The organism is Marinobacter koreensis, assembly GCF_023156285.1.
Classification (GTDB): domain Bacteria; phylum Pseudomonadota; class Gammaproteobacteria; order Pseudomonadales; family Oleiphilaceae; genus Marinobacter; species Marinobacter koreensis.
In genome coordinates this window covers 1-22,403 of the sequence record NZ_JAKZAJ010000004.1, presented here as the reverse complement: position 1 = coordinate 22,403, position 22,403 = coordinate 1, and the positions used below count along the sequence as shown (strand labels likewise).

The following is a 22,403-nucleotide window of genomic DNA, read 5'->3' as shown; positions in this document are numbered from 1 at the left end:
CATCCCGGGCCCGACGCCCGGGAGTGCCAGCACACCGTTCACTGAGGTATCCGCAACTGGTTGTCGGCGAACACGATGCGGTCGGCCGGATCCGGATCCGCACTGATCTCCGGCAGGTTCGCTGCCGACAACGGAGTGGCGATACTGCCCCTGGGCACCGTCCGCACCACCTGGCTTGGCGGCAGCGGTTGTCCGTCTTCCAGGTGCGCCCACACCAGATCCAGGGCCTGGAAGTAATAGTGGTGTAGCGGCACGTAGCGATCGGCAAAGCCCGGGAAACCGTTCAGGACATCCAGATGGTGCGCGTTGAGCACCTCGTAGTACCGCAGACCGGAGCCACCACCCTCGATTTCCTGGTTCAGACCCACGTAGGGACGGGACGTATGGTTGATCGGCAGGATCGCGTCGGACCGACCGGTCACGATAACGGCCGGCTTGCCGTGCAGGTCGCCATCGGCGCGAATGGCATCGATACCCCGGGCGATCCGCTCGGACCAGCCCCGATCCGTGCCAGTCAGCGCCTCACCGGTGGCCGGATTCCGGCCGGACGCAAGCCCTCTCAGACACAGAAGGGCATCCAGGCCGTGGTCCGCCAGGCCATCACTCGGAGACACGCTGGCGGCCAACCGTGTGGGCTGCCCGACGGCGCCGTCGTAGACCAGATTGACCCCGGCACTGGGCGGGATGCCATTACTGGTCGAGAACAGGGCGGCCTCTGCGGCTCCGGGCAGCGGGGCGACTGCGCCAGTACTGTCCGTTGCAGCCAGGCTCAGATCACACAGCCGGTCTTCAACACCGGCCCGGGCATAGGCATTGGCGTACGTCATCGAGATACTCTGGGCCACCGACAGGCCGAAATGGGCCGGAGCGAGCAGGTTTTGCTCGGGCTGAATGGCGAATTCGTCGTTCAGGATCCGCAGCGCATCGGTCGCCTGTTCATCCAGTGTCGCGCCGGTAACAAGCCCCTTCAGGGCCAGGGACTGACAGATATTTGCCCCGATCGCAGGCGGGTTCAGGGCTGCATTCAGAGGCGCAGAATCACGCACCGAGGGGGCCAGATTGGCGCACCCCTGATACACCGCCAGCGCTGTGGTGTAATCCAGCAGGCTGCGGCTGTGCCGGGTAATGACCGATCCATCGCCCTGTCGGATGGTGAACCGGCGGTCGACCTCAGGATTCACGTTGGGTTCGGAGACCGCCACTCCGTCAATGAGATTCTGGTCGTCCAGCTCCGCCGCCCGCACCGAGGCGCCACCGCCATTGGACACGCTGGAGGCAATCACCCGGGTATTGTCGGGCGTGATGGTCGCAAGCACCTTGCCATTGCCGAGCTTGCGGCCGAACTGCTCATTGAGCACATAGAAGCCGAAACGGATCGATTGCAGGACGTGTTGTCCCCAGTCCGCTTCGGGATTCTGTTTTGAGTGGGCATGCTTCCAGGCAAAGCGGTTGGGCCATTGGTCGTTGAAATCCGACCGCTTCGTATCGTTGAGATCCGCCCGGAACTGGACCGTGTCGTCAGCGGTGGTCAGCGTACCATCAAGCCGTTGGGCGGCATCGGTTTCGAGATTGTGTGAGCCCGTGCCGGTGCCTTTATCGGTATAAACCACGGTACAGCCTTTTTTGAGCCCCCATTCACCGGCGGTGCCGATGGCGCCGTAGATACCCCGGGAGCCCGAAGACGGCGCGGTAATCATGCAGGGTTGCGCCGGATCAAAGCTGTCCGGCACCTGCGCCATCACGGTGACCGGGACGTTGCTGCCAGGCACGGTCATGTAGGCGCGATATTCCCGCCCAGCGATCAACCCCTCGCCCGACACACCGACACCCGGGCCGAAAAAGGTTCCGTAGCCACCGCCCGGGACCGTGTCCACCAGGGCGCGGTAATTGTTGTAGATCGCCAGTCGCCTGAGCTCCGCCGGGGTCGGGTTGAGCGCGTCGTCGAAAGCAGGAGGCGTGGTACTCGCGATGCCGGTGGCACCCAGCCCAGCCGTCAGCAGGTCGTCGGTGATGCCGTCATACTGAGTCATCTGGATCTCGCCCTGGAGAAACGCGGGGCGGACGTTGAACGGTTCCTTGCAGGCAGACAAGGCAATACCGGTTGCACCGATGAGGGTGCAAAGCATGATTCGTTTCATGATCGATCCCTGTTTGTTGTTGTTAGCGAATCCGGTCCTGATTCCTGATCAAAACCAGACTGGCTTATGCGTATCCCATGCCAACAGGGCAAACCACTGATTTAACGAGGATTTATGAGAAGGGATCCTGAATGACCACCGGTTGCTCTCCGGAATTCCGGACATTTGAAGATCCGGTCGACGGGAAGAAGGCGCCTGTAGCCCTGCGGCAGAGGCAATTCGTCCTGCTATCCGGACAGTGTCAGGGTTTCCGGACACTCCGGGTTTTGATGGCTGACGGCATCAACCAAGATGGAGGAACGGCAACAGGCTCAGACCCAGAATCACCACGGCGGCAAGCAGTGCCACGACAACCCGGACCGGACGCTGCCGGAACAGGAACCAGAAGCCGGTTTCCCCGCGAGCCTGCCGATCCTGGAAGTCCTGGCGTTGCCGCGTTCGGCGCTGATCCTGATAGTCATCCAGCAGGGCTCGGGCGCGTTCCGCCTCTGCATCATCGTGGACCCAGAAGCCTCCCATACTGATGCCCCATCGGCTGGGGGGCGTTTCGTAATATTGCACGCCATGGGCCTCGAACAGCGCCCGAATCTCGTCGGCTTCGTCGTCCGGGACATGGCGCAGGTTCATCAGATGGTGAGGCATGGCAGTTCGCTGGCTGGTATCGGGATCGGGGTTGGCGATATCCTATCATCAAAGGACCAACGACCGAATCCACCAGGACACTGCATGAGCGACAGCCCCCTCCGTCTGCTGCTGGACTTTGATGATCGCTTCCAGCGGGACAGAGACCAGTCCGCTGCTTTTCTCCATCGCCGGGATCGTCGGTTTGCACTGGACTGCGAACAGCAGGGCAAAACGCCGGACGTCGCCCAGTGGATGGCCTTCATGGACCGGCTCAGCGGGCCCGGGGGCCGGAGTACCGACAGCCGCCGGGACCTGAGGCGCTGGCGGTCCGTCAACACCGGCTTTGCCATCGCCGGCAGTGTATTGGGCATCCTCGCGATGACGGGCCTGCTGTTCTACGACGGTGTCCAGCGAATCAACATCACCGTCATCCTCGGCTTCGTCGCGCTGCAATTGCTTCTGGCCCTCGCCACCACCCTGCAACCCCTGTTTGGCGGCCAGCCCTGGGCCTGGCTGCTGAGACGCCTGGGCCGGCCTCCCACCACATCCTCGCTGACCCGCCTGCAGCCCTTTCTCATGGCCCGGGCCGCACACATCGGGGGCGCATGCTTTGCCATGACCGGCCTGCTGACACTTCTGGCGATGATTGTCATGCAGGATCTGGCCTTCGGCTGGAGCACAACCCTGGACACCGCCGCACCCACTTACCACAGCCTGATCCGGCAGGTCGCCACACCCTGGGCCTGGCTGTGGCCATCGGCGGTGCCGTCGACGGAGCTGGTGGAGGCTACCCGGTTTTTCCGGGCGTCAGCGGGGACCGGCGGCGCCGATCCAGGGCAATGGGGCCAGTGGTGGCCCTTTGTGGTGATGCTCTGGGTGAGCTGGACCCTGTTTCCGCGGCTTGTCCTACTCGCCGTGAGTCAGGGACTGCTTCGCCGGCGGGCCCGCCGCCTGCTGGCCCACCACCCGGGCATGCAGGCCCTGCTGTACCGTATGGAAACGCCGGCGCTGGACACAGGCTACGCGCACAACGACGCGGACGACCTTCCCGACATCCGCACCCGCGCCGTACCCGACCGGCTTCCGGACACCAACCTGCTGATCTGCTGGGCGGGAACCGGCGATTCACCGTTGCCCGCAGCCCTGGAGGACCCCGGAACCCGGATTTTCAAGGCCGGAGGGCGCGCCACCCTGGCCGAGGACGAACAGGTTATCCACGAACTCGCACGGGCCTTGGAACAGGCCCCGGAACCGGCCGTCGTGCTGGTGAGCCGAAGCTGGGAACCGCCGACCGGCGAGTTGCAGGATTTCCTTCTGGAGGCCCGGGAACACTGGCCCCGGAACACTCGAATTGCCTTGTTGCCGCTGGCGCCCAATCCGTTGGAGCGGCCGGCTGACGGGCCACTGCAAACCTGGCTCCGCTTCGCCGAACGGTTGCCCGGCGGCCAGGTTTCGGTCGTCCTTCCGGCACTGGAGGCACCGGGGATCCACCCCACCGGGAGTATCTCGCCATGACACCGTCGCCGGTTTTTGCCGTGGTCGGTCATCCCAACAAGGGCAAGTCGAGCGTGGTCGCAACCCTGTCCCAGAACGACGCCATTGCCATTGCCCTCGAACCGGGCACCACCCGCCGACGCCAGTCCTACCCACTCGCCGTCGACGGCACCGTACTCTACACCCTGGTCGATACACCCGGCTTCCAGCGGCCACGCCGTGTTCTGCAGTGGCTGGAGGCGCACAGCCTGTCCGCCTCCGACCACCCGGATACGGTGCGAGCCTTCGTCGTTCAGCATCGCGGCGACAACCGCTTCGTGGATGAATGCGAGTTGCTGGCCCCGCTTGTGGAGGGCGCCGGTATTATCTATGTGGTCGACGGTTCGGTTCCCTACAGCGCCGAACACGAGGCGGAGATGACCATCCTGCGCTGGACCGGCCGGCCCAGCCTGGCGTTGATCAACAGTATCGGGCCCGATGACCACAGCGACACCTGGCAAACGGCCCTTGGCCAGTTCTTCCAGGTGGTTCGCAAATTCGATGCCGTGCGCGCGCCATTCGACCAGCACCTCAGCCTTCTCAGGGCCTTCGGCCAACTGGAACCGGAGTGGGAAGCCCCCTTGAACCTCGCCACCGAGTTCCTCGCCAGACAGCGGGAACAGCGCCGACACCAGTCCGCCAGCCGGATTGCCGAAGCCCTTGCAGACATGATGGCCTTCCAGGAAAAACGCATCCTGACTCCGGGCCAGGTTGCCGAAACCAGTGACACCACCGTCGCCGAGCAGCTCCGGGAACGCTGGTACCGGCGGCAACGACAGAGAGAACAGACTCTGCGATCCGACATCGAACACCTGTACCAGCATCAGCGAATCCGCCGCCAGGAGGCGGAACTGAGCTGGCACCACGATCACGACCTGTTCTCCGAAAGCAGCCGCAAAAACTGGGGCGTCAGCAAACGCTACCTGGCCACGGCCGGCTTTGGTGCCGGGGCGGTCAGCGGGGCCGGCATCGACGCCCTGACTTTCGGCTCATCCCTCGGCACCGGGGCACTGGTCGGCGGGCTGATCGGGGCCGCCGGCAGCTACCTGTACGGCGACCGCCTGGCCCTGCCGGCGCTGAACATCGGCCCATTAAAAGACGGGCTGAAAACAGCCACCTTCGGTCCTGTACAGGACAGTCAGTTCGGCTATGTTGTATTAGGAAGGGCTGTGGATCACTGGTGGCAAATCAGCAACCGGAACCATGCAGGCCGCGATCTCCTCGACCTGGCGCCAGCCGATCACCACTGGCTGGAAGACCTCGACAAGAGCAGCCGGCAGACCATTCAGCGGACCTTCGACCGGTGCCGGAAGCAACGTCCCCTGGACGACAGCCAGCGCCAGAAATTCGCGGCCGCCATCGAAAAGGCGATGTTGACCTACGACGACTGGCGGTTGAACCGCGGCTGATCCGCATGTTTATACTGTATGGCTATTCCATCACACATTGGGGAATGCAAATGAAAATTGTACGAGTTCAGGACATCATCGGTACCGAGCGCGAAGTCAGCGACAAGCAGTGGACCAGCCGCCGCCTGTTGCTGAAGAAGGACGGCATGGGCTTTTCCTTCCACGAGACCATCATCAAGGCCGGCTCGGAGCATACCTTCTGGTACAAGCATCACCTGGAAGCGGTTTACTGCGTTTCCGGTAACGGCCGCATCAAGGACCTGGCCACCGGCGAAGTCCACGAAATCACCGACGGCACCCTGTATGCCCTGGACAAGCACGACCGTCACACCCTGTACGGTGGCACTGAAGACATGCGCCTGATCTGCGCCTTCAACCCGCCGGTCACCGGTCGTGAAATCCACGACGAAGACGGTGCCTACCTGCCGGACACCAGCGACAACTGATCCGGTCGTCCGTGGCTGATCAACAGGCCGCAACCACACCGCCACCGCCAGCAACGCTGCTGCCGGTGGCGGTGTTGCTTTGGTTGGCCGGTGTTTACCTCCGGATACCGGTACTGGTAGCTCCGCCACTCGCCCCCTTCATCGGCGACGAGCTGGACCTGTCCAAGGCACTCACCGGTGCCCTGACCACCTTACCCATCCTGATGCTGGCGATCGGCGCCATGCCCGGTTCACTGGCCATTGCTCGCATGGGCCCGAGGAACACCCTCGCGATGGCCATGGTAGTCATGGCCATCGGCTCCGCAGGGCGAGGGCTCGTTCCGGACACCGCAAGCCTGCTGGTTGCCAGCGCCGTCATGGGCCTTGGCGTCGCCATGATGCAACCGGCACTGCCGGCGTTGCTGCCCCGATGGCTGCAACCGCATCACCTCGCCATCGGCTCCGCCATCTACATGAACGGCATGCTCATGGGCGAATTCATCGGCGCCGGTATTACCCTGCCCGTGCTGATGCCCCTGCTGGACAACAGTTGGCGCGCCACCCTGATCGCCTGGTCACTCCCGGCCCTGCTGATCGCCGCCGCCCTGTTCCTGCCCAGACGAGACCTGGCCCGCCCCACGCGAAAAATGGCCTGGCTCCCGGACTGGAAAAACCCGCTCACGCTCAAACTCGGCCTCCTGCTCGGCCTCTCGGGTTCCATGTTCTTCGGCCTCAACGCCTACATGGGCAACCTGCTGGAACAGCAGGGCCAGTTCGACCGGCTTTCCGAAGCCCTGTTCAGCTACAACATCGCCCAGGTGTTCGCGTCCCTGATCATGCTCAAAATGGCCCGACTCTGGGTCGGCCGCCGAACCTTCATCGTCACCATGGCCAGCCTCAGCATCGCCGGCACCATCGGCACCATCACCCTGGACGGCTGGTGGTCCATCGCCAGCGCCACCCTGATGAGCTTCGTCGCCGGCATCCTCCTGATCCTCCTGGTCGCCCTGCCACCCCTGCTGGTCAGCTCCGAAGAAACCGGCCGCCTCTCCGCCGGCACCTTCCTCGTCGGCTACACCATCGCCTTCACCGTCCCCATGCTCGGCGGCGTTCTCGCCGACTGGACCGGCGACGTCCGCCACGCCCTCATGGTCATGATCGCCTACAGCCTCCTGGTCCTGCCCCTGGCATTTACCCTGGATCTAAAACGACAAAAGGGCCAACCCGAAGGCTGACCCTTTCAAAGACTCCAACTCTAACGGCCGAGGGCCGTGGGGCGAGGTGTCTTTCCGCCGGGAAAAAGATGTCCGAGCAAAGCGAGTTATTTTTCCCAGAGGAAAGACACCTCGCCCCGCGGCCAGACTCCAGCTTAGATATAGTAGTCCTTCAACGGAGGAAACCCGTTAAACTCAATGGCACTGTAAGTCGTGGTATAAGCCCCCGTCGACAGCCAGTACATCCTGTCCCCGATCGCCAGATTCAACGGCAACGGATACTTGTGGTGCTCGTACATGATGTCAGCACTGTCACAGGTCGGCCCGGCAATGACACAGTCCTCGCCTTCACCGGACTTCTCCGTCCAGATCGGAAACTTGATCGCCTCATCCAGCGTCTCGATCAGACCGCTGAACTTGCCAACATCGGTAAACACCCAGCGGTGCAACGCCGTCCGCGACTTGCGGGAAATCAGCACCACCTCGCTGACCAGCACACCCGCATTGGAGATCAGCGACCGGCCCGGCTCGATAATGATTTCCGGCAAATCATCACCGAAATCCTCATGCAGGAACCGCGCAATCTCCTCCGCGTACACCCCCAGCTCATTGGTCCGGGTGATGTAGTTCGCCGGAAAGCCGCCACCCATGTTGATCATTTTCAGTTCGATGCCATCCTCTTCCTTCAGGCGCTCGAAGATGACCTTGACCTTGTTCAGGGCCGCATCCCAGGCACCGATCTCGCGCTGCTGGGAACCCACGTGGAAGGACACGCCGTAGGGCACCAGTCCCAGGTCCCGGGCCAGGATGAGCAGATCCATCGCCATGTCCGTCTGACAGCCGAACTTCCGTGACAACGGCCAGTCTGCTGTCAGCGTACCTTCGGTCAGGATACGCACGTACACTTTTGAACCCGGCGCCGCCTTGGCAATGTTGCGCAGATCCGCCTCGGAGTCGGTGGCAAACAGACGCACACCCTGCTCATAGAAGGTGCGGATGTCCTTCGCTTTCTTGATGGTGTTGCCATAGCTGATACGGTCACCGGTGACGCCCAACGCCAACACCTTTTCCAGCTCGTACACCGACGCGATGTCAAAATTGGCGCCCTTGTCCCGCAGCATGGTCAGGATCTGCGGTGCCGGGTTCGCCTTCACGGCGTAGTAAACCTTGGCGTAGGGGAAACCTTCCACCAGTTCGTTGTACTGGCGATCAATCGTTTTGGTATCAATCACCACGAACGGAGTCTCCCGGGTATCGGAAAATTCCTTGATGCGCTTGAAGGTCTCGGCATCGTAGTAGTCGGCAATGGTCGCGTTGGCGGCTTCAGTCATGGGTGGTGTGTCCCTCCACAGGGCAACCGGGCATAAAAAAAGGCACCACAGCAACGCTGCAGCACCCGTCAGATGGCGCGATCATCGGGCTTTTTTCAGGGAGCGGATATGAGCATTTCTACCCATGGTTCCGGAGGCCTGTTACACAACAATACGATCAAAAATTGATCAGGCACAAAAAGCCACAAAGTAGTCCTGTAAAGCATTGCATCCTGACCCGATAAATACCTGAACCGTTTTAAACTGAAACTATCTGTTCAGTCGGTTTATCAGAACAACTATTACAAGAGGCTCAGGGCACCATGCTTTTTAGACGCAACCAGCTCCAACAGATCCTGGAGCAGGCCCTCGACGCTGTCGTCAGCATCAATGAAAAGAATCAGGTCACCTTCTTCAACGCCTCCGCAGAGCGCCTGTGGGGGTATGACCGGAGTGAAGTTCTCGGCAATAACGTAAAAATGCTGGTGCCCATGGAAATTCAGGGCGCCCACGACAGCTATATCGAAAAAAACCGCACCACCGGCGAAGACAAGATTGTCGGAACCAGCCGCAACGTTTTAATGACCCGCAAAGACGGCTCCACCCTGTGGGCCAACCTGGCCCTCAATAAGGTGGTGTACGGCAAGTCCATCACCTACACGGCCTTCGTTCGCGACATCTCGGCCGAATACGCTGATCGCGAAATCATCAGCCAGACGCTGGAACAGGCACTGGATGCCGTGGTGACGATTGATGAGAACAACTGCATCACCTTCGCGAACTCGGCCGCCGAGACTCTCTGGGGATACGACCGCTCGGAGATGCTCGGCCAGAACGTGAAGATGCTGGTCCCATCGGATATCCGCAGCCGGCACGACGACATGGTGAACGCCAACCGCCGCACCGGCGTGGACAAGATTGTCGGCACAACCCGGGAAGTACCGGTGTATCGCAAGGATGGTTCAAAGCGCTGGGCGTCACTGGCGTTGTCCAAGATCCGGCTGGAAAACCGAATCCTCTATACCGCGTTTCTGAAGGACGTCACCGCCGAGGTGGCGAGACGGGAAGAGTTCCAGCTGCTATCGATGGTGGCGAACGAAACCGACAACGCTGTGGTAATCACCGATCCCGAACGGCGCATCGAGTATGTCAACCAGGGTTTCACCCAGCTCACGGGCTACACTCTGGAGGAAGTGCAGGGTGAAAACCCGGGCACCCTGCTCCAGGGCCCTCACACCGACCAGGCGACCATCCAGAAAATCCGGGACAAGCTGGAACGCCGGGAGCCTTTCTACGATGAAATTCTGAACTACGACCGGAACAAGCAACCCTACTGGGTCTCGCTGGCCATCAATCCGGTGTTCAACGATGGGGGCCAACTGACCCATTTCATTTCGATTCAGGCCAACGTGACCCAGACCAAGGAACAGTCCCTGGAATTCACCCGCCGATTCGAAGCCATCAGCGCTAACAACGGTGTGGGGGAGTGGGACCTGGACGGGCACCTGATCAAGGCGAACAGCTACATGGTGTCTCATCTGGGCGACGCCAGCGAGGAAGCCTTGAAGACCCGGAGCCGGAACCTGCGCGACATCGTCGGTGGCGATATCTTCCAGCGGGTACTGGCCGGAGAACAGGTCCGGGGCAACTTCGACCTCCAGTCCCGTGACGGACGCCCCCACTGGTTTGATGCCACCCTTTGCCCCATCTCGGATTTCGAGGGCAATCTCCGTTACATCGTCACTTACGGGATCGACATCAATTCGAAGCTTGAGGCAGTCCGGGTTACGGATGAAGAAATGGGGCTGGTGCTGAGTTCCTCGCGGGAGATTTCCAACATCGTCGAAGTCATCAACGGTATCGCAAGCCAGACCAATCTCCTGGCGCTCAATGCTGCCATCGAGGCGGCCCGGGCGGGCGAGGCCGGCCGGGGCTTTGCGGTGGTGGCGGACGAGGTCCGCCAGCTTGCCCAGCGTTCCAGCCAGTCGGCCGACGAGATCAATCGCCTGGTATCGGAAACCTCTCAACGGGTGGAAGACCTCGCCAACTCCCTCCGACGACTGAACCAGGTGTCCAGCGACGAGTTGAACGAGTCGGCCTGAGTTACAGGGCCGGGCGGGCCAACCCTAGCTGGCCAGCGGCCATACCGGCGCTGGCGGCTGCGGCCCGTCCGGGTCCTCCGGTTTGGTCTGTTGCCGGAGGTAACTCAGGATCGCCGTCTGCAACTCACCGCCCTGGTCGAGGCCCTTGTTCCCGAACAGCCGATTGAATTCGAGGACATAGGGATAGCCTTCGACCAGGGCAATATCAAACCCGGCATGATCCACCCCCAAATCCCGCGCTAATCGCAACGCCAGATCCGTCGCCGCCGCCGGCACCGGTCCCTTGTCGATCTGCCCGCCCCTGGCCACGTTGTTGTAGAAGCCCTGGTCGGCCTGGGTCCGCCAGTAGGCGGTCAGTACCCGGTCCCCCACCACAACGACGCGAACATCCCGGTCAATGGGCAGGTACTCCTGAACATAAAGCACATCGCTACGGTCGCAATAGCGGCGCCAGTCCTCGCGGGTCTCGATCAGCCAGACCCCTTCTCCCATGCTGGACTTGGGCAGCTTCGCGACAAAGGGATGGCTCATGGCGTCCCAGAGGCTTTCCCGTTCCTGTGGGCCATTGGCTTCAATGAGTGTCCAGGGGGTGTGTTCCGGCGCCACGGTCTGGAAAGCCCGGGTCATCTCGATCTTGTCGTGGCCGATACGATAACTGGCCACGCTGGGGAATACGCGACACTTGAGCCCATGCACCAGCGCATTAAGCTGCCAGTACTCGGGGAACAGAACCCAGTCGGCCTCCTGCAACAACGTCTTGTGTTGCAGGAACTGTTCCGGCTTGAGAACCGTGGTATCCGGAAAACCCAGGGTCCGGAAGACATTGAAGGAAACACACTGCATGGAGTCGGGTACTCGGAAAGGGACCTGCGCATTTTATGCACAATTCCGGGTTTGGCAAGTCCTCAGCAGACTCCCGCCCGAAAACGGGACGGAGTGACGCCCTCCCAGCGCCGGAATGCCCTGGCAAAGGCGGCCTCTTCAGAGAACCCAAGGCGTTCGCTGACCGCTGTGACCGTTTGCCCCGCCTGCAGCAGGTCCACCGCCAAACGATGCAGCTCCCGCTCCCGGAGCACTTTGAAGGACAGTCCCTCGTCCGCCAGCAACCGGTTCAGGTGCCGGCCACTGACGGCCAGCTCAGACGCCACCCGCTCCTTGCCCCAGGCGGGGTTGGTCCGCACAAGGTATGCCACCTGGCCGCTCAGACTTTGCTGGCCAAGGGCTGCCAGTGTCTCGTCGGCGAGCTGGCGCAGGTGATCGCGCAAGGCACTGTTGGCCTGAATCAGCGGCAGGGCGCCCTGGTCGCGTTGGAATTGCAGACAATGCCGGTCACTGCCGAAGACCACCGACATGCCCAGACGCTCCCGATACTGCGCCGGTTCCGTCAGGGGCTCGTGACCCAGCAGCAGCCTTTCCGGGCTAAAAGCCCCGCCGGTCGCCCATCCCGCAAGCCTTACCAACGAGGCCATCACCGCCTCAACCCGCTCGGCAACCCTCACCCGATAGCCGGGGTGGTAACAGAGCGACACCAACGCTCCTTCCTCCGACAGCGAAAATTCGCTGCCGTCGCCCACCACCGGGGCATAGTCCACCAGCGTCTCAAGTCCCTCACGCAGGGTGTCGCAACTCACCAGCAGCATTCCGGCACTGTCCAGGTGCCCCACCTGCAACCCCAGACCGATGTCCAGCCCGGTCAGTGGATCGTCACTGGCCCGACAATACTCATCCCAGAGCTGATCCTGAACCGTGAGAGGCACCCGCTGGCCGGGCACCAGTTGTTCGATCACCGCCTCGGACAACGCAATCCCCTGGCGCTCTGCCGCCTGGAGAATCGCCCGGGCATAAAGGTGGGTTACCGTAGGTGAAGATCCGATCATGGCTCGAATTGTCGTGGTTTGTGTCCCGTCCGGTCGGGAAAACCGGTTCGTAAGCTCATAAGATACGGGATGATAAAAACAAAATCAGGAAAAGCCATCATGTATGCAGTCATCGGTGCCGGGCCCATGGGCCTCGCCTGCGCCCGCAACCTCCAGAAACAGGGGATTCCGTTTACCGGATTCGAGCTTCACAGTGATGTCGGCGGTCTGTGGGATATCGATAACCCCCACAGCACCATGTATGACACCGCGCACCTGATCTCGTCCAAGCGGATGACCGAGTTTGCGGAATTTCCCATGGGGGATTCCGTCGCCCAGTACCCAAGCCACCATGAACTCAAGGCCTACTTTCAGGATTTTGTGGATCATTTCGGCCTGCGGCAGCACTACGAATTCGACACCCGCGTGGTCGAGGTGGTGCCGGACGGCGACCAATGGCAAATCACCACCGAACACGACGGCCAGCAGCAGACCCGCCGGTACGAAGGCGTGATGATCGCCAACGGGACCCTGCACACCCCCAACATGCCGACCCTGCCGGGCACCTTTACCGGTGAACGGCTGCATTCCGCGGACTACCGGAGCCCGGACATTTTCCACGACAAGCGGGTACTGATTGTCGGTTGCGGCAACTCCGGTGCCGACATCGCGGTGGATGCGGTTCATCACGCCCGCTCGGTGGATATGAGCCTGCGCCGAGGCTATTACTTTCTGCCAAAATTTCTCAAGGGGAAACCGGTGGATACCATCGGTGGCAAGGTGAAGCTTCCCCGCCCGCTCAAACAACGCCTGGACAGCCTGCTGATCCGCCTGGTCATGGGCAAACCCTCGGATTACGGACTGCCGGACCCGGACTACCGGATGTACGAGTCCCACCCAGTGATCAACTCGCTGATCCTGCATCACCTGGGACACGGCGACATCCGGCCCCGACGCAGCATCGAGAAGGTCGAAGGCAACACCGTCCAGTTCAGTGATGGCGAGCAGGCCGACTACGACATGATCCTGATGGCCACCGGCTATCGGCTCGACTATCCGTTCATCGACCGGAAGCATCTCAACTGGCCGGAGAATGAGGATGCGCCCCGGCTGTACCTGAACATGATGCACCCGGACTACAACAACCTTTTTCTGATGGGCATGGTGGAGGCCACCGGCCTGGGCTGGGAAGGTCGCAACCAGCAGGCCCGTCTGGCGGCGCTGTTCATCCGGGAACAGCAGAAGGGATCCGCCGCCGCCAGCGCCCTCAGGGATCGCAAAAAAGCCCGCGCCGGTGAACGTCTGGATGGCGGCTACCACTACATCAAGCTGGCGCGCATGGCGTACTACGTCAACAAGGACACCTACCTGGATGCGCTGGCGCGGGACATTGATCAACTTGAACCCGGGCAGAGGGGATAAAAGCCAATGTCTGCTCCCCTGACCATTCACTTCAATCAGGCCAGTCTGGTGACGCTGAACGCCATTCTGGCACTGATGATGTTCGGTGTGTCCCTGAACCTGAGACCCGCCGATTTCCGGCGGGTGCTGTCCATTCCCCGGGCACCGGTGGCCGGTCTGTTTGCCCAGTTCGTCCTGCTCCCCCTGGCTACCTGCCTGTTCACCTGGGCGCTGAACATCGATCCGCAACTGGCCCTCGGCATGATTCTCGTAGCGTCCTGTCCCGGAGGCAGCTTTTCCAACATCATGACCTGGCTGAGCCGGGGCAGCGTCGCGGTCTCGGTCAGCATGACCGCCATTTCCAGCTTGGCGGCGACGGTAATGACGCCCCTGAACTTTGCCTTCTACGGATGGCTCAACCCGCATACCCGGGGTTACCTGCAGGAGATTGCACTGCAACCGGAGAACGTGTTGATGCTGGTACTCCTGGTACTGGCACTGCCTCTGATCCTGGGCATGCTGGTGGGTGGCCGGTTTCCGTCGCTCGCGGAACGCAGCGAAAAGCCGCTGAGGTTTACCTCTCTGCTGATCTTCCTGGCGTTTGTGGCGATCGCCTTCTTCAACAATGTCGATCTGTTCCTGGCGAAGTTCCACACCTTCTTCTGGCTGGTCGTGGGCCACAACCTGCTCGCGTTGACGCTGGGATACGCCATGGCCCGCCTGATGCGTCTGTCGGTACCCGACCAGCGGGCGGTCACTCTGGAAGTCGGCATCCAGAATTCCGGGCTGGGACTGGTGATCCTGTTCACCTTCTTCCCGGATGCCGGGGGCATGATGCTCATTACCGCCTTCTGGGGCGTATGGCACCTGGTATCCGGCCTGACGCTCTCCCAGATCTGGGCCCGGCGCCCGATCCCCGAACCCGCACAACAACAAAGCTGACGCCATGACCACCGACAAACGCATCCTGATCACCGGCGCAGCCGGCTACATTGGACACCAGCTGGGCAACCGGCTGGCCAGGGACTTTTTCGTGATCGGTACCGACATCCGAACGCGGCAGGACCTGGACTTTCCCCTGGAGAGACTGGACGTCCGGGATCCTGGCCTGTCACACCACCTGAGCGACAATCGCATTACTCACGTGGTTCACCTTGCCTCCATCCTCCAGGCCTCGGCGGATCGCGAGCGCGACCACGATATCGATGTGAACGGCACCCGGAATGTCCTGGAAGCCTGCAGCGCTGCCGGCGTCCGGCACATTACCGTGACCAGCTCCGGCGCCGCCTACGGCTACCACCCGGACAACCCGGAATGGATCGACGAAAACGATCCACTGCGAGGCAATCCCGAATTTGCCTATTCCGACCACAAACGGCTGGTCGAGGAAATGCTCGCCACCTACCGGACCGAACATCGGGAGCTGCAACAGTTGATCTTCCGGCCCGGCACGGTGTTGGGCGCCGAGACCCGCAATCAGATCACGGGTCTGTTCCTGGCGCCCAGGCTACTCGCCATCCGGGGAAGCGACTCACCCTTCGTGTTCATCTGGGACCAGGACGTGGTGGCCGCCATGGAGCAGGGCATACGGGAGGATCGTACCGGGCGCTATAACATGGCCGGTGACGGCGCCCTGACCATCGGCGACATCGCGAAAAAACTCGATAAGCCGCTGATCACCCTGCCGGCCACTGTCGTCAAAGCCGGGCTGCAGGTCGCCAAATGGCTGGGCAAACCGGTTGGCCCGGAACAGGTCAACTTTCTGCGGTACCGACCGGTGCTGAGCAACCGGCGGCTCAAGGAGGAATTCGGTTACCGTTTGCAGAAAACCTCGGAAGAGACCTTCGACCATTTCATTGCCCATGCCCGTCAGAAGGGGGACCTGTGACTGGCCCGGCAATCGATCCCTGGGTCTGGCTTGGCGGTGCCATCCTGCTCGCCTACACCATCGAAGCCATCACCGGGTTCGGGTCCATCGTCATTGCCCTGTCCCTGGGGGCGCTGATGCTGCCCATTTCCGAGATGCTGCCAGTGCTGGTTCCACTGAACGTCATGATGAGTGGCTACCTGACCTGGAAACATCACCGGCACATCGATTGGCACCGTCTGAAAACCCTCATACTGCCCCTGATGCTGATCGGAACGGTAACCGGCTATCTGCTGGCTCCCTGGCTGGGCGCCAACAGTCTCAGACTGTTGTTCGGCATGCTGGTAGTCTGGTTCGCCGGCAGGGAGCTGTGGCGCCTGTCCGGCGGACACGAAGCCATCCCCCACAGCCTGAACGCCAGCCGGGGCATAACCCTGGCGGCCGGCATTACCCATGGCCTGTTTGCCTCCGGCGGCCCCCTTCTGGTCCACGCCCTGGCCGGCATCCGGCTGGACAAGGGCCGTACCCGGGCAACCCTGCTGACGGTGTGGTTCACGCTGAACCTGACGCTCAGCCTGCTCTACCTGTTCGACGGTCGACTCGTCGCGAGTGCGGGCCATCTGCTGTGGTATCTGCCACTGCTGGTGGTCGGGGTCTTGGTGGGGGAATATCTCCACCAGCGCCTGAACGAGACCCATTTCCGGAGGGCGGTCTACGGTGTCCTGCTGGTCACGGGCCTCCTCCTGGTCCTTCGCGCCGGCACATTTTTCCTCGCCCCCTGAGCCTGCTAACCTGACTCAAACCCTTCCGGAACACGTCCATGGATGCGCAGGCAGAAGCGCTGCTATCGGCGCTGAGAAGCGATCATCAGTCGGGAGCCACAGAGCTGGCTCTTAAGACCCTCCGGGACCTGGCGGACTATCTCGACCAGACCCGTCCGCTATCCTCTGAGCGGGCCGCACTGCTCAATGCGCTCAGAACCGCCAGACCCAGCATGGTGGTGATCGGCAGCGCGATAGAGAAGGTGGAGGCCCGGTGCCTCGAACAGCCGGAACATCCGGACGAAGCGGTACGGAGTGTTCTGCGACAGCTTGAGCAGGCTACGGATGGCATCCTCGACCATGCCGTGGCAAGGATTCCCGATGGCGCGATCATCATGACCCACAGCGCGAGTTCAGTGGTACTGAAGCTGTTCCAGCGGCTGGCCAGCGAGAAGCGACCGGTGTCGGTGATCTGTACCCAGAGCAGTCCGGGCCTGGAAGGACACGGGCTGGCCCGTGAGCTGGATGACCTCAACATTCCGGTTACCCTGATTACGGACGCCCAGATGGCGCTGTTCGTGGATCAGGCAGACCTGGTGATCACCGGCTGTGACTGCTGGCTCGCCGACCACCACTTCGTCAACAAGGCCGGCACCCGCCTGCTGGCCCTGGCCGCCCGGGAAAGGGGAGTCCCTTTCTGGGTGCTGGCAGACAGCTTCCGGGACAGCCCGGATACCAGCAAGACCGTCATCCTGGAAGAAATGCCGGGCGAGGAACTTCAGGCACCGGAAGGATCGTGCATTACCCCCCGCAATATCTATTTCGAAACCGTCCCGGAGTCACTGATCTCGGGCCGGATCAGCGAGCAGGGCGTTTCTTCGTTCCCTGCTGGGGCTCGGCCGTGAACGGGTCTTCCGGCCAGGGGTGCTTGGGGTAACGCCCCCGCATGTCCTTACGGACCTCCGGGTAGGCATTGCGCCAGAAACTGCCGAGATCCGCGGTCACCGCCAGCGGTCGTTGCGCCGGCGACAACAGGTGAATCACCACGGGAACGCGGCCGCCGGCCACTCGGGGCGTTTCCGTCCATCCAAACAGGGCCTGAAGCTTGGCGGCAAGGACCGGGCCGTTATCGGCGGTGTAGTCCAGCGACACCGACTGGCCGGTTGGAATAGTGAGGGCCCCCGGCGCCAGCTCATCCAGCTGTTGCTGTTGCCGGTAATCCAGCAGGCTGTTGAGCGCTGGCAGCAGGTTCAGTCTTGCCAGGTCGGCCCAGCGCTGCATCCCCACCAGGAACGGCGAAAGCCACGTCTCCAGGGTCGCGAGCAGGACGTCGTCGTCAACCTCGGGCCAGTCTCCGGGAAAGGTTCTCGCGAGCAGCCTTACCCGGGCACACCACTGCCGGCTGGCGTCGTTCCACGGCAAGTTGCCCAGCCCCTTTCGTCGTACCGCGTTCACCAGCCCCTGCTGGATCAGCTCCGGCGCCGGCTTGCCGAGTTCTTTTTCCTCCAACACCAGTTCGCCAAGTTTCCGGACCCGCCGCGCGACCACCGTCCCCCGCGCATCGTCCCAGAGTGCTTCCTCGACCTCCTGAATATGGCCGCCAAGATCCTGTTCCAGATCCGCAAGATCCACCGGTGCCGCCAGATAAATCCTGGATTCCCGGGCCTGACCGTCCAGATCCGCGGCCACCAGCCACTCGTGTCGGGCCAGCGCATCCTCGTCCCGAAGCACGGCTCCCTTGCCGTTGCTGAGCTGATACGGTGGTGCAGCGCCCGGCCGCCGCCGACCGATCCGGTCCGGGTAAGCGAGCGCCAGCAAACGCCCGACCTCGGCATCGGTTGGTAACTCATCCCCGTGTCGGTCATCGCCCGCCAGGCGCCTGACCGACTGACGAATGGCTTTCAGCCGTGTGGGGTCCACCCGGACGCCGCCGGATTCCCCCCGCAGCACCCGAAGGCGTTCGTGCAGATCGGCACCCGCGGTCGGTCCCAGCAGATCCCGCTCTTCCAGAAGCGCCGCCAGTTCCGCCGCCGGAACCGCCAGCCCCAGACCGCGTCCCCGCAAGACCATATGGGCCAGTCGTGGATGAATGCCCAGCTCCCGCGCAGCCTTGCCGTGGTCGGTCACCGCACCCTCGTCATCCAGCATGTCGAGCCAACGAAGCAGGGTGACCGCCTGATTCCAGTGGGCCCGAGGCGGCGCATCCACCCAGGCTACCTGTTCCGGCTCCCGCGCGCCCCACTGGGCAAGCTCCAGTACGAGGGGAGCCAGATCCGCCTCCTGAATCTCCGGCGGCGTAAACTCCGCCAGCCCGAACTGCTCGGATTCACTCCAAAGCCGGTAACACACCCCGGGCTCAACCCTGCCGGCCCGGCCCTTTCGCTGCTCCGCCGAGGCTTTTGAAACCCGGCCGGTGACCAGGCGAGTCATGCCACTGTTGGCATCGAATACCGCCCGGCGCTGCTGGCCGCTGTCGATGACCACCCGAATACCTTCAATGGTCAGACTGGTTTCCGCAATCGCCGTGGCAAGCACCACCTTGCGCTGGCCCTCGGGCGCCGGCGAAATCGCCCGGTCCTGCTCCTCGGCTTTCAGGTTGCCATACAGCGGCGCCACCACTGTCCCTGCTGGCAACGAATCCCGTAACCGACGCTCCACCCGCCGGATCTCCCCGGCACCGGGCAGGAACACCAGCAACGAACCACTCTGCGCTTCGAGCGCGTCACGCACCGCGGCCACCACGCGCTCCTCCAGTCGGGCATTCCGGTCCCGGGGTGGCGCCGGCCGGTAAAACACCTCCACCGGAAACATCCGGCCCTCACTGGTGATCACCGGCACATCCCCCAGCACCCGGGCAATGGGCGCGGTATCCAGCGTCGCCGACATCACCAGCAACCGCAAATCCTCCCGCAACGCCTGCTGCGATTCCCGCACCAGCGCCAGGCCCAGGTCCGCCTGCAGCGATCGTTCGTGAAACTCATCGAACAGCACCGCGGCATAGCCCTCCAGCATGGGATCGTTCTGGATCAGCCGGGTCAGAATGCCCTCGGTCACCACCTCGATGCGGGTGGACGCCGACACCCGGGTATCCATCCGCGTCCGATAGCCCACCGTTTGCCCCGGTTTCTCACCCAACTGCTTCGCCATGAACCGGGCAGCGGACCGGGCGGCCAGTCGCCGGGGCTCCAGCATCAGGATCCTGCGATCCTCCCGCCAGGGTGCATCCAGCAACGCCAGCGGCACCCGGGTGGTTTTACCGGCACCCGGCGGGGCCTGGAGCAGGGCCGTAGTGGTCTGTTCCAGCGTGCGCTTGAGGTCCGGGAGGATGTGGTCGATTGGGAGCATGCGGTTTGGCTTGGTCTGGTTTGGTTTGGTTTAAGACTGGGAGGATTGGGGGTGGCGCGGGGGCGCATTTGGATTTGGGCCGGGAAAGAACTCGCTGCGCTCAGACATCTTTCTCCGGCCCAAATCCAAATGCACCCCCACACCCTGCCAGGTTTTCAGTTAACGCGAGAGCTTACCATGGTGTGACTTGGGTTAACTCGATACAAATGTTGCTGGAAAGCCAATTAAAAAAGCTGGCCCTTTGCATTTCTTTCTTAGCCAATTTCTTTCATCTTTTCGAAAACGACATCACCGTTGTCAGCTAGAGCGGGGTGGTGGGGGTATTTTCCCGCCAGAAATGGATGTCTGAGCGCAGCGAGTTCCATTTCCAAGGGAAAATACCCCCACCACCCCGATCAATCCCCCCAACTGCCAGTCCTACGAACCAGCACCAGAGCTAGAAGCATGCCAATCCTCAGGCCGCGGCACGAAGAACACGAACACCAGCCCAAACGCCAGCGCCGCCACCCCAATACCGAAGGCAGAAACAAGTGTGCCCCCGCCGTCGAGCCACTGTTTGGTCAGCCAGGGACCGACCATCTGGGTAAAGCCATACAGCGCCACCATCGCGGCCGAAAGACGGGGGCCCTGGTGGGGATGCAGGGCTCGCCCGATGCGCTGGGTCAGCAGGACCGTGCCGAGGAAGGTGTTGCCCACCAGCAACGCGCACAGAACCAGCCCTATGCCGTCCGGCAAAATGACCGCGGCAAGAACGCCGAGTAGCTGGATCAGGAAATTGAGCTTCAATGCCGACAAATCGCCGATTTTCGCGCCCAATCGATTCCATATCCACGGCGCCGGAATGGTACACAGGGCTACTATCAGCCAGGTACCGTCCAACAGCCAATGTCCCGCCGGCAGTTCGAGTTTCGCCAGCAGCGGCAGGAAGGTCATGGGCAGAATGTATCCAAGGCCGGCGCCGGCGTAGGACAGAAACAGGGGAACGCTGGCGCGGTCGAGCAGCCGGGTGGTCGTCGGTTTTCCGGTATTGTCGCGATGGACCTCGGGCACATCCAGCCGGATCAGTCTGAGAGCGCCCCACCACGCCAGGGGTATCGACAGCAGGGCCGCGGGCCACCAGCGTCCTGCGCCTTCCAGGAGGTTTGCGCTACCGGTCACAAGCCCGCTGGAGACCAGCAGGCCCAGCCCCACACCAATATAGACCAGACCACTTTTCGATGCCCGGTTGCGCAGCACCAGCCATTCGAGAATCAGCGCCGGCGCATGCACGAACACCATGCCGTTGGCAACGCCATTGAGCCAGCGACTGGCCGAAATCAGGGTCAGGTTGTCGGTCTGGGTGATTGCCAGGGTGGTAATCACATGCACCGCCAGTGCAACCGGCAGCAGAGTGCGAATCTGGTTAATCCGGTACCAGCGAATCGCCAGCATCGCGCCCATCAGGTAACCAAGGTAATTCCAGGTGGCAACGGCGGCACCGTCGGCGGCGCTGAACTGGCCATCGTCCACCAGGTACGGCAGCAATGGGGTATAGATAAACCGCCCGAGACCGTGGACCACGAGCAGGACCACCGCGCCGGCGGCCAGGACGGTAAAGAGTTCTTTGGGCGGTGTGGAAGTCTGGGCTGTCATCAAGAGCCCGCCCGCTCCCGATTGGCCCGGGCCCACTGGTAGATCCGTTCGAAGGCCTCCGCCAGCTGGCGGGGCTTGTGCGGGGGCTGGATGACCGCCTGCAGTTCACCATCGGGATTGATAAGCGCGAAATGGCCGCTGTGGTCCACTTGAAGCTGTCCGTTCTCCTGCCGGTGGACAAACACGGCATTCAGGCTCTTAGCCAGGGCACGGGTGGTCTCAAGGTCGCCGGTCAGGCCGTGGAAGTGTTCGCCAAAGAAGCCCATGTAGGTGTCGAGTTTCTCCGGCGTGTCATGCTCCGGATCGGCGCTGATCAACAGGTAATCCGGTTGCGGCAGTGTCTTCGGCAACAGCTGGTCCATCTGCCGAAGATTGGTCATCGCCACCGGACAGATGTCCGGGCAGTTGGTGTAACCCACGAAGGCAAAGGTCCAATGCCCCTTAAGGTCTTCGCGAGTCACGGTCTTGCCGTTCTCGTCGGTGAGGGAAAACGCCGCCAGTGGCCGGCCCTGGTCATAGACAAACGTGTTCAGCTCCGCCAGATCCGGCGCCGGCAGTGGCTCCTTGTCCACAAACAGTGCCTGGCGGGCAATGACCAATCCAAAAACAAGCAAAACGATCAACACCAGTGCAACCACGGTGATGCGAACAGAGCGATTCATTCAGGCTCCAACAGCAGAGTTCGGGGGCCGGGGGTGGGAAATGTTTCTTCTGGGAAAAATAACTCGCTTCGCTCAGACATCTTTTTCCCGGCAGAAACACTGCCCCCCCCCCCCCCCCCCAAAA

The 22,403-nt window shown here is 62.2% G+C and carries 18 protein-coding genes; 10 read left to right on the top strand and 8 right to left on the bottom strand.

What is annotated here, in order from left to right; translation table 11 throughout:
- Positions 1–38 precede the first annotated feature (38 nt).
- Entirely contained in the window at positions 39–2,138 is a 2,100-nt protein-coding gene (locus MLD04_RS11380; RefSeq protein ID WP_248158328.1) for a D-(-)-3-hydroxybutyrate oligomer hydrolase, read from the bottom strand.
- A gap of 282 nt (positions 2,139–2,420) precedes the next feature.
- Positions 2,421–2,780, bottom strand: coding sequence for a DUF6164 family protein (locus MLD04_RS11375; protein ID WP_248158326.1), 360 nt, complete (start codon positions 2,778–2,780; stop codon positions 2,421–2,423).
- 84 nt (positions 2,781–2,864) lie between these two features.
- Here MLD04_RS11375 and MLD04_RS11370 point away from each other — a divergent pair, with 84 nt between their 5' ends.
- From MLD04_RS11370 to MLD04_RS11355, 4 genes are read left to right on the top strand one after another with little or no spacing between them, the layout of a single operon-like run.
- A complete protein-coding gene (locus MLD04_RS11370; RefSeq protein WP_248158320.1) occupies positions 2,865–4,277 on the top strand; it encodes a DUF2868 domain-containing protein in 1,413 nt (470 codons plus the stop codon).
- Positions 4,274–5,704 (top strand): GTPase/DUF3482 domain-containing protein, encoded by a 1,431-nt coding sequence (locus tag MLD04_RS11365; RefSeq protein WP_248158312.1) that lies wholly within the window; start codon positions 4,274–4,276, stop codon positions 5,702–5,704. Before MLD04_RS11370 ends, MLD04_RS11365 begins: the two co-directional genes overlap by 4 nt.
- A gap of 50 nt (positions 5,705–5,754) precedes the next feature.
- Positions 5,755–6,150, top strand: coding sequence for an ectoine synthase (locus tag MLD04_RS11360; RefSeq protein WP_008940138.1), 396 nt, complete (start codon positions 5,755–5,757; stop codon positions 6,148–6,150).
- An 11-nt stretch (positions 6,151–6,161) separates the two neighbouring features.
- Complete coding sequence (locus MLD04_RS11355; protein ID WP_248158310.1) at positions 6,162–7,364, top strand: MFS transporter; 1,203 nt, start codon at positions 6,162–6,164, stop codon at positions 7,362–7,364.
- A 134-nt stretch (positions 7,365–7,498) separates the two neighbouring features.
- Here the strand turns inward: MLD04_RS11355 and MLD04_RS11350 are convergent, their stop codons facing one another.
- Positions 7,499–8,674 (bottom strand): type III PLP-dependent enzyme, encoded by a 1,176-nt coding sequence (locus MLD04_RS11350; RefSeq protein WP_248158308.1) that lies wholly within the window; start codon positions 8,672–8,674, stop codon positions 7,499–7,501.
- 302 nt (positions 8,675–8,976) lie between these two features.
- Here MLD04_RS11350 and MLD04_RS11345 point away from each other — a divergent pair, with 302 nt between their 5' ends.
- Complete coding sequence (locus MLD04_RS11345) at positions 8,977–10,755, top strand: PAS domain S-box protein (protein ID WP_248158306.1); 1,779 nt, start codon at positions 8,977–8,979, stop codon at positions 10,753–10,755.
- Between the two features lie 24 nt (positions 10,756–10,779).
- Here the strand turns inward: MLD04_RS11345 and MLD04_RS11340 are convergent, their stop codons facing one another.
- Both MLD04_RS11340 and MLD04_RS11335 read right to left on the bottom strand, forming a co-directional pair.
- The gene (locus MLD04_RS11340; RefSeq protein WP_248158305.1) at positions 10,780–11,598 is read right to left on the bottom strand and encodes an ATP-grasp domain-containing protein; all 819 of its coding nucleotides are present in this window, start codon (positions 11,596–11,598) and stop codon (positions 10,780–10,782) included.
- Positions 11,599–11,660: 62 nt separating this feature from the next.
- Positions 11,661–12,632 (bottom strand): AraC family transcriptional regulator, encoded by a 972-nt coding sequence (locus tag MLD04_RS11335; RefSeq protein WP_248158304.1) that lies wholly within the window; start codon positions 12,630–12,632, stop codon positions 11,661–11,663.
- Positions 12,633–12,731: 99 nt separating this feature from the next.
- Between MLD04_RS11335 and MLD04_RS11330 the strand changes: the two genes are divergently transcribed.
- The 5 genes from MLD04_RS11330 to MLD04_RS11310 are packed head-to-tail and all read left to right on the top strand — an operon-like array spanning position 12,732 to position 17,545.
- Positions 12,732–14,033, top strand: coding sequence for a flavin-containing monooxygenase (locus MLD04_RS11330; RefSeq protein WP_248158303.1), 1,302 nt, complete (start codon positions 12,732–12,734; stop codon positions 14,031–14,033).
- Between the two features lie 6 nt (positions 14,034–14,039).
- Entirely contained in the window at positions 14,040–14,954 is a 915-nt protein-coding gene (locus MLD04_RS11325) for a bile acid:sodium symporter family protein (protein WP_248158302.1), read from the top strand.
- Between the two features lie 4 nt (positions 14,955–14,958).
- Complete coding sequence (locus tag MLD04_RS11320) at positions 14,959–15,900, top strand: SDR family oxidoreductase (RefSeq protein WP_248158301.1); 942 nt, start codon at positions 14,959–14,961, stop codon at positions 15,898–15,900.
- Positions 15,897–16,661, top strand: a complete 765-nt coding sequence (locus MLD04_RS11315; protein WP_248158300.1) for a sulfite exporter TauE/SafE family protein — start codon at positions 15,897–15,899, stop codon at positions 16,659–16,661. Before MLD04_RS11320 ends, MLD04_RS11315 begins: the two co-directional genes overlap by 4 nt.
- Before the next feature lie 38 nt (positions 16,662–16,699).
- Complete coding sequence (locus tag MLD04_RS11310; RefSeq protein ID WP_248158298.1) at positions 16,700–17,545, top strand: eIF2B alpha/beta/delta subunit family protein; 846 nt, start codon at positions 16,700–16,702, stop codon at positions 17,543–17,545.
- Here MLD04_RS11310 and hrpB read toward each other — a convergent pair.
- The 3 genes from hrpB to MLD04_RS11295 all read right to left on the bottom strand — a co-directional run bounded on the left by hrpB (position 17,499) and on the right by MLD04_RS11295 (position 22,279).
- A complete protein-coding gene (gene hrpB, locus MLD04_RS11305; protein ID WP_248158297.1) occupies positions 17,499–19,985 on the bottom strand; it encodes an ATP-dependent helicase HrpB in 2,487 nt (828 codons plus the stop codon). The genes MLD04_RS11310 and hrpB overlap by 47 nt on opposite strands.
- A gap of 417 nt (positions 19,986–20,402) precedes the next feature.
- Positions 20,403–21,617 (bottom strand): YbfB/YjiJ family MFS transporter, encoded by a 1,215-nt coding sequence (locus MLD04_RS11300; protein WP_248158296.1) that lies wholly within the window; start codon positions 21,615–21,617, stop codon positions 20,403–20,405.
- Positions 21,617–22,279: an SCO family protein gene (locus MLD04_RS11295; RefSeq protein ID WP_248158295.1), complete on the bottom strand. Its 663-nt coding sequence runs from the start codon at positions 22,277–22,279 to the stop codon at positions 21,617–21,619. Before MLD04_RS11295 ends, MLD04_RS11300 begins: the two co-directional genes overlap by 1 nt.
- Between the last annotated feature and the right edge of the window lie 124 nt (positions 22,280–22,403).

Coding starts and splice junctions, on each gene's coding strand:
- MLD04_RS11380 (WP_248158328.1), bottom strand. CDS start 2,138: ATGAAACGAATCATGCTTTGCACCCTCATCGGTGCAACCGGTATTGCC.
- MLD04_RS11375 (WP_248158326.1), bottom strand. CDS start 2,780: ATGCCTCACCATCTGATGAACCTGCGCCATGTCCCGGACGACGAAGCC.
- MLD04_RS11370 (WP_248158320.1), top strand. CDS start 2,865: ATGAGCGACAGCCCCCTCCGTCTGCTGCTGGACTTTGATGATCGCTTC.
- MLD04_RS11365 (WP_248158312.1), top strand. CDS start 4,274: ATGACACCGTCGCCGGTTTTTGCCGTGGTCGGTCATCCCAACAAGGGC.
- MLD04_RS11360 (WP_008940138.1), top strand. CDS start 5,755: ATGAAAATTGTACGAGTTCAGGACATCATCGGTACCGAGCGCGAAGTC.
- MLD04_RS11350 (WP_248158308.1), bottom strand. CDS start 8,674: ATGACTGAAGCCGCCAACGCGACCATTGCCGACTACTACGATGCCGAG.
- MLD04_RS11345 (WP_248158306.1), top strand. CDS start 8,977: ATGCTTTTTAGACGCAACCAGCTCCAACAGATCCTGGAGCAGGCCCTC.
- MLD04_RS11340 (WP_248158305.1), bottom strand. CDS start 11,598: ATGCAGTGTGTTTCCTTCAATGTCTTCCGGACCCTGGGTTTTCCGGAT.
- MLD04_RS11335 (WP_248158304.1), bottom strand. CDS start 12,632: ATGATCGGATCTTCACCTACGGTAACCCACCTTTATGCCCGGGCGATT.
- MLD04_RS11330 (WP_248158303.1), top strand. CDS start 12,732: ATGTATGCAGTCATCGGTGCCGGGCCCATGGGCCTCGCCTGCGCCCGC.
- MLD04_RS11325 (WP_248158302.1), top strand. CDS start 14,040: ATGTCTGCTCCCCTGACCATTCACTTCAATCAGGCCAGTCTGGTGACG.
- MLD04_RS11320 (WP_248158301.1), top strand. CDS start 14,959: ATGACCACCGACAAACGCATCCTGATCACCGGCGCAGCCGGCTACATT.
- MLD04_RS11310 (WP_248158298.1), top strand. CDS start 16,700: ATGGATGCGCAGGCAGAAGCGCTGCTATCGGCGCTGAGAAGCGATCAT.
- hrpB (WP_248158297.1), bottom strand. CDS start 19,985: ATGCTCCCAATCGACCACATCCTCCCGGACCTCAAGCGCACGCTGGAA.
- MLD04_RS11300 (WP_248158296.1), bottom strand. CDS start 21,617: ATGACAGCCCAGACTTCCACACCGCCCAAAGAACTCTTTACCGTCCTG.
- MLD04_RS11295 (WP_248158295.1), bottom strand. CDS start 22,279: ATGAATCGCTCTGTTCGCATCACCGTGGTTGCACTGGTGTTGATCGTT.